Raw genomic sequence first — 13,321 nt, 5'->3', positions numbered from 1 at the left:
ACGATTTTCTGCATGGATGTGGTAGTCCAGCTCAATTTAGATTTTTTTACCCAGAAACTAAGAAACACAAGCATTTCGCCTATTTGCCCAGAAAGCAGCAATACTAAAGGCATAAATAATTTATGTCCTTAGTATTAGTGATTCATAATAAATATTTCTTTGCGATCCATTCTGCCGATAGACCTCATGAGCAGCCTTTTGCATTAGGGACTAGGTAACAATTAAGCTTATGATTCCCGGGCGATCGCTTATATAGGATAAACACCAATTTTGTTTAAAGGCAAATAGTTACCCCATATTGATATATTCCCATAAAGTTAGTGCTGATTTGCATCAGAAAATAGTATTGTGAAAGCCCAATTCACGCAGAGGTTTTGGGCCTTTAACTTGTCATAAAGTTGTGAAATCTTGTATTTACTCCTTGACTTTTTTCCTCGTCTTCTTTTCTGTTGGTACTTTTTTTATTTTTGTTGCTGGTTCCTGTTTAGCAGGTTGCTGAGGGAAAGTCTGTTGCGAGATAAAATCATCGACTGAATCATTTTCTTGAGCAATATGAAGACGAAGCAACTCTGACCATACTTCATTATTGAGTAAATTGACAGCAGTGTCACGGTTCTGTGTGGCGATCGCATTAATAAATTGACGCAATCCCTGCTGCAATGAATCAATGAAGGGTGCTTCTGGTGCTACCTGACTCAGCAATGAAAGTGCTAAGTTCACACTTACTAAATCATCGGGTGAGTTTTGGGGATTTATTTTTGGCAAGAGAATATTTAGCCATACAGGAAGTAATTCTAGCCAGCTATTTTTTTCTATTTCTTTCAATGCTATATTTTCTATTCCCATAGCACCCCATAGATACAGAGAATCTTTAGCTAATTGAGTGTCACGATTTTCTAAAGCCTTTGTCCATAATTGTTGAACATGTTTATGGAAGCGCTGGTTGAGAAACTCATAAGCTTCATTAACTTGCTGGGGGATTGTCACTTGATAAACGGACTCACCTAATGGTATTTGTTCGCCGCTATATTCAAGCCATTGGTAGGAACTACAAATATAAATTTCTCTATCAATTATTACTTCTTTAATATGGGAATCGGCTAAATCGGCTAACTGTATATAAGGTAAGCCTTCGGGTGTTCTGATAGCTGGTATTTCGGTTGATATTGGTTGTTCTATTTGCGGCGATATTCCATAGCCAATTAAAATGGAAACTCCGCGTTTTGCTGCTTGTTCTAACACAGCTAAAATTTCGCTATTGGCAATTACATGATTTATCCAAGGTGAATAGATAATTATTTGAAATTTCGCGGCATTGATAATTTCTAAAAAAGTTTGATGAATTTGGCGATCGCTTAATTGTATTACATTACCAAAATCACCCGATTTTTTGCGTTTCGCGCTAGTTTTGCCCTTAATTTCTAAAGCTTGCTGGCGAATCTTGTTAAATCTAGATTCTATTTCGGCATTTTTATGATTTAGAGTCGCTTCTATCTCAAAATTGGTGGCTATGTTTGATGATTTGCACAATTCGGCTAAAGAGATTTTCCCTTCAGACAGCAATTTATCTAGCCATTTTGAACTAGAATCTAAAATTTCCTTTCCGCGCCGCAGTTGAATACTAATTTTATCTTCATTGGCATCATAAATTACAAACATTGATATTTTGCGCCAAATAATTTGCGGGTTTTGTAATACCCTAAAAGCTGTGACAATCTTCCCAGCTTCAGGTACATGAAGCGCTACATTTGAAGATTGTAGGCTCTTTTGTATATCCTCTAAACTTACGGAAGATATATCTTGATTTGGCAAATTGATATTTAAAAAATTTGCTAAATTAGGCAGATTGAGATTTATCTCGTTTAATGGTTCAGTCTGAAAGGTAATATTGTCACTTAAAACATCTGTAATTGCATAAATTTGTACAGCATAGGGTGGTTGGGGTACAGAACCTTTTTCATAAAATAAGCGCCCTTGTTCTGTCACTGTAATTGGCGATTTGGGTGCAAGAGTTTGTAACCTTTGCAAAGTTTTGATTGTACTTTCCACAAATATGCTATCAAGTCCCAGAATAGATCCTAATTCCTTGGCTGTTGGTGGCGGATCAAATTCTATTCCAGCACGAATGATGAATTCTTCTAGGACATTTAACGGACGAGGTTCTGTAATAGTTAATTCTACAGTTGTTTGCTGCAAACTATAGCGCAATTGACGAGCAGCTAAAACTGATAAGTGCGGATTTTGAGCGGGAATTTCTTCGACTAAATTCTTGAGGCTATCATCAATGGGTTTATTTGAGGATGCGAGAAACATCAACAAAACCTCCATGATGACTAACAACATTAGCAACTTCTGAGTACATATTTCCGACTTTACCAGGTTGCTTGGTAAATAAATCGTGACAGCCTACAATTACTAGCAATTCTTGGGCGCGAGAAAAAGCGACATTTACCCGTTCTGATTTTTTCGCAAATCCCACATCTCCTTTATTATTGTTGCGAACCATGCTCACAATCACTACAGGGCGTTCCATACCCTGAAATCTATCAACTGTACCAGTACGAATTTGCAGTGAGGGGAAAAGTTCTGATTGGAGGCGTTCATCAATTTTTCTGAGTTGAGCACCATAAAATGTAATTACAGCTATTTCTTTTTTCGGTTCACCACAGGCGACTTTTGCAGCCCAAGAATTTTCAAATTGCTGACACAAAGCTTCAATCACATCGATTTCCTGAAGGTTAAATAAAGAAGTACCTTCACGCTGTTCTTGAAATGCATCTTCTTTGGGCATTTTAACCCAAAGTAAATGGTGTTGAGGTTGAACTATTTCTCCAGCTAAATCATGGGCGCGTTTAATATCTGGCTGTGAAATTCCACATTCCAATTTACCCTCATAAAATTGATTGATTGCGCCCATAATATTGGGGTGCATTCGATATTGGGTAGTTAACATTTGTTTGATGCTTTGATCCGCATCTTCAAATTGGCTCTTGAAGAGAGATTCTTCTAAAAATTGCAATTCTTCTCTGCTACTGCCAATTTCTTGCACAACTTCTTCTAAAGTACTAGTATCTAGCATTGGTGGTAATTGTTTATGATCGCCTACCATGACTAATTTTTTACCTTTCAAAGCAGGAATCAGCAATTCTGGTGGCGTACACTTACTAACTTCATCAACTATCACCACATCAAAGCATTGAAATTCTTCCGAAAAATCACGATTTGCAGCTTGCACGCAGGTGATACCGACGACGTTAGCATTATCTAAATATACCTGTCTTAAATCGTGGCGATCGCGTTCTGAGGGGTTGCGTACTTTTTCAATCCAATCTTGAATAAAATTACCATAGCGATCGAGGTAAACTTCATCTTGAGTGAGTTGCTCTTGTAAAGCCTCAAATTGAGATTTGATGCTGCGTAAAAATTCTAAATTATATAAATCAGGGGTAGAACTGGGAATTTTAAATTTATCAGATATCCCTTGCCATTCTATCTGCCACCAGTTGCGCTCTAATAATAAAGTCTCTGATAATTCTGGTTGCGTCTGTTCAGATATTTTGTCTAACTTTAATTTTAAAGTCTCAAGCTGTTGTTGAACAATTGTTGTTTCTTCTTGTAAGATTGATAACTGCTCAATCAAAGAGAATTTGATATTTTCTAATACCGCAAATGGCTCTAGAGATGTAATTAAATTTTCTAACTGACTTAGCTGATTAATCCAAGCATGGACATGTTTAGAAAATTCCTGTGGATGCTCCCAAATTTTAGCTTGGGTTGTGAGATATTGGTCAACTAGTGTACGTAATTGTTGAGGAATGTTTGGCTGTTGGTTGAGTTCTTGCAAAGTATTAATTGCTCTTGCCAGTTTCACATTAGCATCTTGTCTGGCTGTTTCTATCTGATTTTGAATATTAAATATTTGCTGAGATGCAGTTTCATGATTGTGCAGTTCATTTAACTGTTGTTGTAGATGTTGTAAATGCTGTTCTATTTCAGTTTTAACTTTAAAAACGCATTGGCGCGCGTTGCTAAGGATGCTTTCTATGAGTTCTTGGGTAATTTGGTTGAGAGTCGCTTCAATATTTTTGGCTTCCCATAATGCGCCATAGGTTTGCTGAATCCTGTTCAACAAAATTTGGGCTGCATCAACTATAGTTTTTCGCTGATTTTGCGTTAAATATTGATAGTTATTAACCTGTTGAGCAATTTCTTGCCATTGAGTGCAATCGCTCGTTTTCAAAAATAAAGGAATTTTGCTAAAATTCTGCTGGAGAAAATAGCTAAAACTATGCTGTCTACCTTTTCTATCAGTATATTCTCCCTCGATTTCGTAAGCGATCGCCTTTGCTAATAAATCCCAGTCTGGTAGATTAACTGCATAATTGCTTGGCATTAATGATATTTTTAAAGAATTAGCCAACATCACCAATCCTGGCGGTAATTGTATTAGCTCTAAGGTTAAAGGTTGATTAGTCTGCCGAGCATTATTTAAAATTTCCGATAAACCTGTATTAGCTGTAGCCTTCCATTCCTTAACAGCAGCGATAACAGACTCAAGTTCCTGCTTGCGAGTTTCCCAATTTTGAATAGTTTGCTGTAAACTGTGCTGTTTGCTAAAAAATTGCTGATTATCTTTTTGTAATTGTTGTAAATTGCTGGAATGCTGTTTAAAAACCTGAACTGCGGCTGCAACTTCTAACATCGCTACAGTTGCACTTTGAGCATAAATTAATGCAGTTTTAAAATCAGGGATTCCCTTGGCGACAGTTTCACGTAACCACACAGCCAATCCAAAAGCACCACATTGAGGGCGAAGGACTTCAAGTTTATCAGTCAAGGTAACAGCTTTAGCGACATTTACCAAAAAGTCTTTAACTAAAGTATTACCTTCAGTATATGGGCGCAAATGCGGCAAAAAGTTGGTAATTTCTGGTGCTTCCCAATTAACTATTGATGGAGAATCTAAAAGATTTTCTAAACCAGAAATTAAGGTTTCAATTTCAGCTTTCTTAGCTAATGCATCCTGAAACAGTGCTTCTTGTTGTTGCAGATTAACTTGTAATTTAGCTTGTTTATGCGTTAATTCTTCCTGATTTACTTGGAATTCTTCTTCTGCTTGGATATAAGCTGTAAATCTTGGATAAAATGCCAATAATTGACGATAATTTTCTAAATTTTGGCGGCGATTACTGAGACGATTTTCGCAGTCACTAGCAGTATTATCTAACCATGTGCCAATAACTTGGTCTTCTAAAAACGGTTGTCCTTCTTCACCAACTTTCTCAGCACGTCCCTTACGTATCGCCCGAATTACAGGGTTATGAACTAATCTACTCAGGGCGTTATCTACTGCTAAATTCGCTTGGGAAGCAATCAAAGTCCGCCCACCTCGCAAAGCGACTTGATAGCAAATCTCAGCTATTACGGTTGTTTTACCTGTACCAGGTGGCCCCTGAATTAAAACTAAATCTTCGGAAGAAAGTACTGTTTCTACTGCTGCTTTTTGACCAGGATTAGCAGATGATAATAATAAATCTTCTATTGGTAATTGTACAGTTTGATGAATAGGTCGAGCTTGGGCAGCATCGAATAAGAAATTCCCTAAATAGGGATTTTGTGTGCGTCCATTATTTAAATCATCTAAAGCTTTTTTCTTGCGCTGAATTTGTTTAATATCGCCAACTGCTTCAAAACATAAAAACCCAGTATCAGGAAGTTGATAGCGTCCGCTTGTCATGTAATCAGCAAAATCGCGTTCCAGCCTAACACCAATGATGCGATTTTTGATATCAATTTCTTCAATGGAACCTAATAAGCGACTTTGCTGCCAATTTCTGCCATTGGGTGCAGTTTCAAATAATTTGATGTCTTCGTTTTTTGCTTTCCTTACCCGTTCCCAGAAGTTTTCAACATCCAACAGATTTTCAGGCGAACCATCGAGGGTAGCTGAGTTAACATCAATTTGAAAACTGATGCGTCTTTTAAAGTTATAGTTATGCTGACGGTAAGGTACACAAAACTGACGCGCTTGAGCAATCTTCTCTTCAATCTGCAAAAAGGCTTTCCATGCTTTCAGTTGTGCTTCTGTAGGTACAAAATCGCCACAAATTGGCGTATTTTTTAATTGTGTAAATACAGTTGAGGGGATACCGATATGATGCTCATGGTTAGGCAGAAGCCGCAAGCGGAAGGGTACAGCATAAGCATCATTATTGCCTCGTGAAATTGGCAGTAAATAAGCAGATAAAATTCTTAAACCTTCGTAGCCATTGGGATGTACTGCGGCTTTAAATCCAAGAGTTTTACCTAACTTTTGCAGTCTTAAAGGTAATTTACTATGCTCAGAATCAGTGGCAATTATTAATTCCCAAATTTCTTCTTTGGCTGCTCTTCCTGCACCTTTACGACGTAGATAAAATAGACAAGGATTTTGCCCGACACATTCCCACATTAATTCATGGGCATATTCTCGGCGTTCGCTAAAATCAGGATATTCGGCAACTGCATCCGCGCCTGCTAAATGACGGATTAAACTATCAATTGTTGAATTTACGAACATATAGCCCCAATCTTCTGAGGCCATTTTCATTTTCAAGGAACTAGTTTTGCGAGTGGTAGCAACTTTAGTAACTGCTGGTTTAGCAGCTTTGCGAACACGTTCTGCTTCAAATTCAGAAATGGTGCTGCTAGGACTTGTGGCGACAATGTTAAGTTGCTGGCATATGACTAATAGCTTTTTGCTATCTACATTTATTTCCTTTGAAAGTTCGTAGATTCTAACTTTTGATTTTTGCATCCAGTAATTTTCTGTAATATTTGATATTTATGAGAATAAAACTATTGCTAAAGCTAAAGATGATGTCCGCAAAATTTCTCTCAAACTCTTATTCTTTTGTTACTTTTGGATGATTTGCGGTGCGTTTTTGATAAAATGTGCGGAAGTTTAAGTATAAAAATTTCACGCAGAGGCGCAGAGGCGCAAAGAGAAAGATGGAGATTTTAAAGTTGTAGATTAGGGTGTGCGATTTTTCATCCTGGAGTTGAGGAATAACTATAAGTTTATAGTTTATATTGTCTGTACACTTCACTCGCAGCACGATGTACTAAAGAATGTCTCCAAACCAGCGATGACAAATCGTCGGCGTAACCCCCACCAATAACACAGGCGACGGGATAACCAGCACTGACACAAGTACTCAAAACCTGCATTTCGCGACGGAATATCCCAGTATCGGTTAAAGCTAATTTTCCCAGGCGATCGCCTATATGTGGATCGACACCTGCGTCATAGAAAACGATATCTGGCTTCACAGCCGATAATAAATCCGGTAGATACTTTGCTAAAGTTTGCAAGTAGGCATCATCTTCCATCCCTTCTGGTAAAGGGACATCCAAATCGCTGCTTTGCTTAGTACCCGGAAAATTCACTTCACAATGCATAGAAAATGTGAAAACGCTGTCATCATCTTGGAAGATAAAAGCCGTACCATCGCCTTGATGTACATCTAAATCCACTATTAAGATTTGTTGAGCTAGTCCGAGTTTTTGTAAAACGCGAGATGCGATCGCTAAATCATTGAAAATACAAAAACCAGATCCATAACTGGGAAAAGCATGATGAGTCCCGCCAGCCGTATTGCAAGCTAAACCCTGACTCAGCGCTAATTGGGCAGTCAGTATTGTACCACCGACCGCTACACAGGTACGATTTGCCAATGCCGGACTCCACGGCAAACCTATACGCCTCTGTGCTTTGGAGTCTAATGTTCCTTCACAATAAGCTCGAACATAGTTACCAGCGTGAACCAACTCAATCAATTCTGTTGACGGAAGCACAGGCGTATGAAATTGCTCAATTTGCGCCACCCCATCACTTATTAACAATTCGTATAACTGTCGAAACTTCCCCATTGGAAACCGATGTCCCTCTGGTAGCGGCGCAACGTAATCAGGATGATAAATAATTGGTAAATGCATTGTTGGTGTTTGGTAATTGGTAATGGGTAATTGGTAATTGGTGTTTGTTATTTCCCCTTGTCACCTCATCTCCCACCCTACGGGAAGCCCTTCGGGTTCAGCAGTTGCTTCAAGTCGGGGAACCCGCCCAACGCACTGCTTCACCGCTATCGCGTCTACATCTCCCTCATCTCCCTCATCTCCCTCATCTCCCCAGTCCCCAGTCCCCAATCCCCAATCCCCAGTCCCCAGTCCCCAGTCCCCAGTCCCCAGTCCCCAGTCCCCAATCCCCCACATTTGTCTACACTAAGAAGTGACAATGAAAACATAGTAAGGAAGCCTGCGTGCTTGATTTGTATCCGATGATGCAACTAAAAACTGTATGGCAATTAGGTAGCAATAATCCAGAAAATCAACATCACCTAGCTACTATTCGCCAATGCTGGGCAAGTCTCAATAGTAAAAAAGTTACTTGGCAACAGAGGATAATTACTGAGAATACTGAAGTCGATCAATTAGATTGGGAACCCAAGCGGTTTGATGAAGCCTTTGCGATCGCCAACCCAGATATTCGTGGTATTACACTGTATTGGCGTAAACCTGACTCTTCTGTTGAACGTAACACCACGCCACATCAATTAATACTTGATAGCCTCAACCAATATTTATATATTTTTCCTAAGTCACAAAAAGAACTAGTTATCCGTGTAGGTTTTCCATCGATTGTTTATGAAACAATTTCACTAACAAATCCCCAATATTTATATAATTCATCTGGTGAAAACTACATTCTCACTTTGCAGGATGCATCACAACAGCTAGAAGTCAAAGTTAGCATGAGTCCAGAAAATCTCAAACAGCTACTTCGACAACTCACAAGGTAAAATTAAGCCAACATACGTTACCCTGACTGAGTACCCTAATCTTAAATACTTCATTTCAAATTGATTATGATGCAATGGATTCTGCCAGTTGTATTTGTTCTTGCTGGCTTACTAGCAGGAATAATTGCGGAGAAATTTTTCTTCAAGAAGTTGAAAACATTTGTTCTTAAAACAAAACTTCCTGGAAGTGAACTTATATTTCTCTCATTGCATCGCATGACATTTATTTGGTTCGTGCTAGCAGGATTTTCTGCAGCAGTTCTTAGCGCTCCCATCAAACCAGATATTGCCACTGTCCTGCACAAAATAGTTACTATAGTTATACTTTACTCAGTCACAATAGTTGTAGCTAGATTGACTGCTGGTTTTATCAATTTATTTATTACTAGATCTGAAGGAGTTTCAGCATCACTCATTTCTAATATCGCTAAGACTGCTGTCTTTGTTCTAGGAACGCTAATTCTGTTGCAGACAGTGGGTGTAGAAATCACACCAATAATTACGACTTTAGGTATTAGCGGTTTAGCAGTAGGTTTAGCTCTCAAAGATACGCTAGAGAATTTATTTGCGGGCTTTTATCTGCTAATTTCTAAGCAAGTCAGAACTGGAGATTATGTCAAACTAGCAGATAGTCATGAAGGATATGTCATAGATATTTCTTGGCGTAATACAACTATTAGGGAACTTTCAAATAACGTCATCATTGTACCCAATTGTAAATTATCTTCAGCAATTTTTATTAACTACCATCTGCCAGTTAAAGAGATTACTCTCACACTTAATGTCGGAGTTGATTACGAGAGCGACTTAGAACAGGTAGAAAGGGTAACAGTGGAAGTTGCTAAAGAAGTGATGGCAGAAATAGCACCACAATTAATCGCCAATGAACCATATATCAGATTCCACAAGTTTGGAGATTTTAGTATAGATTTTACTCTTTATATGCGCGTCAATGAATTTTTTGACCAACGTATTGGCAGACATTTATTTATTAAAAAATTACATAAACGATATCAGAAAGAAGGAATTAAAATTCCTTTCCCAGCTAGAGAATTGTTTATACCCGAAAATGCTGCCAAACTTGGACAATAAACATTTTGCAATATTATTAGAGTTGTAATATTTTTTGTGTTCGTGCAGTATTTACAACAATATAATGTCTTGATTTCTACATTGAAACCTCGAATTTTTGAGATATCCTGAAAAATTCGAGGTTTTAGCATTTATAAAAGCAGACAAAATTTATAATAGATAAAGCATTTATCAAGTAAATCTTAGTTAGGACGTGTTACGGCTATGACAGGATTGGGGACTGAGAGTTAATGATATTTAGCCGTAACGCATCATCCATGCTATCAAAGGAGAATCAATAACCTTGAATACTCAACTAACCCTTAAAGAACAATTTCTAGTGCAGCTTGATAAAATTCAAAAGCATGGTGATAGTTCTCATGTCACCAATTTAGAGATAGACGAAAATACTGCCACAGAAATTGAGCAATTAACAACAGAACTCGAAAGTATTAATCCTAATCCCAAACCTCTGCTTAATGCTATTTCTCTGCTGAATGGAACTTGGTTATTGAAATACTCCACTGCTAGAGAAATTCGGGCTTTAGCTTCTCTACCATTGGGGTTAAAAGTAGGTAAAGTATACCAAGTAATTAATGTTGCAAATAAATCATTCTTCAATATAGCTTTTGTGCAACATCCTCTGAAAATCATATCAGGCTTCGTGAAAGTTGCAGCTAGCTTTGAGCCTATCCAAGAAGATTTATCGAATCTACTGGACAAACGTATCCAAGTCAATTTTGAAAAACGCTACTTATCAATTGAAAAAATTCTTGGCATTAATACCCCTCAACTCAACCCATTTAAAGTTGTTCCAGCTAGTAATCCTAAAGGACGAGTTCCTAGCCTAGATATTACTTATTTAGATGAAACTTTAAGGATAGGGCGTGGTGGAGATGGTAGTTTATTTATTCTGACTAAATCTCAAGATTTACCTGACAAATTTCGATAAATTTGAATGCGTAATTCTTACTCAAGGGTTAACCAACTAAAAACTTGCTCAACACTTAAAGATAAATCGAGATTACTAAGAACAGGTAGTGAATCTTTACCTGTTAGCATTTCAACTCTTTGATTTGGGAATATAGTTAAAATACTCGCTTCTTCTGGAAAAATTAGCCATCCTAGTTCTGTGCCATTTTGAGAACAGTGGAGTAAGTTACGCAGAACTTTGGCTTGACTTTGCTCTGGAGAAAGTATTTCTATTGCCCAGTTAGGATGAGTTTCAAAACGGTTAGCAATTCTGCCTGATGGTTCACGAGGAATGCGTTCCCAACGAAATACCGCAATATCAGGAACTATAGCCGCACCGCCAAAAATACAACGCAGTTCGGGAAAAGCTAGGGCAATTTTTTGAGGTTTAGCTATTTGGTTAATTCTTTCACAGAGTTCTACTTGTAGTAGGCTATGTTCTCCTTGAGGCATCACTTTTTGACTCACTTTTCCATTGATATACTCTGAAGCAGGTTTGGTTTCTGGCAATTGAAGAAATTCTTCTAATGTGATGGATTTGACTAGTGTACTCATCGTTTTTCTTGCCAAATTCTCTAACATTTATTTTTCGTAATTCTTAATAATCAATGAAATAATGTTGGCGACATATCAATATATTCTAGAGGGCAAGGCAGTGCCTAGCCCCTACAATTCGCATTCTTTTTTCAAATTGATGTAATTACAAAATATTGGCAACATCTAGATTGATAGGTTTGAATTACATTACTCAACTCAGCAATCTTGTACAGACGTGATTAATCGCGTCTGTTGCAACTCATTACTCAGCACTACAATGGCATAAAGTCATACCCAGTCGCAGATTTATTGCTAGGTTGAATTTTTACTAAAACTGCTGTGCCATTGCGATCGCCTGATGGTAAAAATTGGATTTTACCTGTAGCACCATTAGCAACTAGGCTGGGACTATGCAGCGCTTTTTCTAAGCCATCGCGGGTGCTATCTTGTTGTAAACCTTTAGCGATCGCAATTGTTGCATCATAAGCTGTAGCGGTTCGCCAATTTACATTTCCGCCCCAAAGTTTCACCGCATTTTGTGGAAAAGGATTGCTTGGAATTGCTTGGGGATGCCAAGGTATAGCTAAAACTAAGCCATTTACATCGCTTTTACCTACCTGTAGAGTTTGGAATGTATACAGCGTGGGGCTAGCAAACAATGTTAATTTACCGTTATTTGCAGCTGCTAAATCTAAAGCTTTGTTAATTCTATCGACATGAGGCGCTAAAACTAAGCTATCTGCACCACTGCTAATGAATTGGGAAATTAAGGCGCTGGGATTAAAATCAGCTGCAGCAACATCGCAATTTATAGGGTTAACTTTACCACCACCAGCAACTATACCTTTGATAAACTCATCCTTGAAAGATTGGGTATCAATTGATTTTGAGTCTGCACAAATAGCAATATTGTTTTTACGTGCTGTTTTAATAGTGTAATTAGCCAGGCTAGCAGCAAATGAGCCATTACTAGGAACAGTGCGAAATATATAATTACCAATACCAGAAAGATTTTGTGCGGTGCTGCTAGGAGAAATCATTACTAATCCCCCCTCTTGGTAAATTGGTGCAGCCGCAATCGAAGCATTACTAGAGTTATGTCCCACTACAGCCAGAATGCTGGTGTCTTGGACAAATTGCTTGGCAATCTGTTGAGCTTGGTTAGCCTCATTATCATCGTTAGCGATCGCCACCTGCAAAAGTTTACCATTGATACCACCGCTACGATTGACTTCATCTTGCGCCTGAGCTACACCCCGCAGAATTTCTTTTGCCACATCTAAATTCCCCCCGATAGGTACACTCACGGCAATTTTCAGGGCATTAGTATTTTTTGTTTGTGAATTATTTAAATAAATTAAGCTTTCTGGATCGTTGCGATGTTTTTGCAGTGATGATTTTAACTTAGTGCTAGCAGTAGCAAAATCGCCTTTCGCAAAAGCTTGTACTCCAGCTTCTTTATCAGCACTCGTATCAGCAGCCACTAAAATTTTCTCGCCTAAACTGATTCGCTGTGATTGAGAACCTCCGTTAACTGGTTGCGAACTATTACCAGGTATTAAGGAAGTCAAACTGTTACCGGAAAATTGATTCCACACCCACAAGCCCAAACCTAACACAGCCGTAGTACAAAGCAGAGATAAAATTAGCAGCTTAGTTTCTTTCTGAGAATTCATAAGTTATTGATATAGATTGCCCGGTAGAGTTGGTATTTTCTCTACTAACTACAATCAGAACGAAGAAAATAGGCAAACCCTGCAACTCAATAACAGCTTACCGCGATTGCGGGGGTTGGGGACTGGGGACTGGGGATTGGGGACTAGGGATGAGGAACAAACACCAATTACCGATTACCCAATGCCCAATGCCCCATGCCCAATGCCCCATGCCCCATGCCCCAT

At 38.4% G+C, this 13,321-nt stretch carries 9 protein-coding genes; 3 read left to right on the top strand and 6 right to left on the bottom strand.

Translation table 11 applies throughout. The annotated features are described in order from the left end of the window. Positions 1–414 precede the first annotated feature (414 nt). From HG267_RS10225 to HG267_RS10210, 4 genes are all read right to left on the bottom strand, one after another. On the bottom strand, positions 415–2,343 hold the full coding sequence (locus HG267_RS10225) for a hypothetical protein (protein WP_228045746.1): 1,929 nt from the start codon (positions 2,341–2,343) through the stop codon (positions 415–417). Then, positions 2,291–6,796, bottom strand: a complete 4,506-nt coding sequence (locus HG267_RS10220; protein WP_071989371.1) for a translation initiation factor IF-2 N-terminal domain-containing protein — start codon at positions 6,794–6,796, stop codon at positions 2,291–2,293. Before HG267_RS10220 ends, HG267_RS10225 begins: the two co-directional genes overlap by 53 nt. Positions 6,797–7,059: 263 nt before the next feature. Beyond that, positions 7,060–7,977, bottom strand: a complete 918-nt coding sequence (locus tag HG267_RS10215; protein ID WP_045869498.1) for a histone deacetylase — start codon at positions 7,975–7,977, stop codon at positions 7,060–7,062. 60 nt (positions 7,978–8,037) lie between these two features. Next, positions 8,038–8,253 carry a hypothetical protein gene (locus HG267_RS10210; RefSeq protein WP_045869497.1) on the bottom strand — a complete coding sequence of 72 codons (216 nt, stop codon included), beginning with the start codon at positions 8,251–8,253 and terminating at the stop codon, positions 8,038–8,040. Positions 8,254–8,300: 47 nt separating this feature from the next. Here HG267_RS10210 and HG267_RS10205 point away from each other — a divergent pair, with 47 nt between their 5' ends. The 3 genes from HG267_RS10205 to HG267_RS10195 all read left to right on the top strand — a co-directional run bounded on the left by HG267_RS10205 (position 8,301) and on the right by HG267_RS10195 (position 10,863). Further along, complete coding sequence (locus HG267_RS10205; protein ID WP_210403079.1) at positions 8,301–8,840, top strand: hypothetical protein; 540 nt, start codon at positions 8,301–8,303, stop codon at positions 8,838–8,840. 66 nt (positions 8,841–8,906) lie between these two features. Then, positions 8,907–9,932 carry a mechanosensitive ion channel family protein gene (locus HG267_RS10200; RefSeq protein WP_045869495.1) on the top strand — a complete coding sequence of 342 codons (1,026 nt, stop codon included), beginning with the start codon at positions 8,907–8,909 and terminating at the stop codon, positions 9,930–9,932. 283 nt (positions 9,933–10,215) lie between these two features. Continuing rightward, positions 10,216–10,863, top strand: coding sequence for a PAP/fibrillin family protein (locus HG267_RS10195; RefSeq protein WP_081583961.1), 648 nt, complete (start codon positions 10,216–10,218; stop codon positions 10,861–10,863). Positions 10,864–10,880: 17 nt separating this feature from the next. Here HG267_RS10195 and HG267_RS10190 read toward each other — a convergent pair whose 3' ends face one another. Further along, positions 10,881–11,438 carry a Uma2 family endonuclease gene (locus tag HG267_RS10190; RefSeq protein ID WP_045869493.1) on the bottom strand — a complete coding sequence of 186 codons (558 nt, stop codon included), beginning with the start codon at positions 11,436–11,438 and terminating at the stop codon, positions 10,881–10,883. Positions 11,439–11,692: 254 nt separating this feature from the next. Beyond that, positions 11,693–13,096, bottom strand: coding sequence for an ABC transporter substrate-binding protein (locus tag HG267_RS10185; protein ID WP_045869492.1), 1,404 nt, complete (start codon positions 13,094–13,096; stop codon positions 11,693–11,695). Positions 13,097–13,321: the final 225 nt, after the last annotated feature.

The organism is Tolypothrix sp. PCC 7601 (assembly GCF_025677855.1).
GTDB classification, from domain to species: domain Bacteria; phylum Cyanobacteriota; class Cyanobacteriia; order Cyanobacteriales; family Nostocaceae; genus Aulosira; species Aulosira diplosiphon.
Note: the sequence above shows the minus strand (reverse complement) of the source record. Positions and strands in the feature narration are given on the sequence as shown.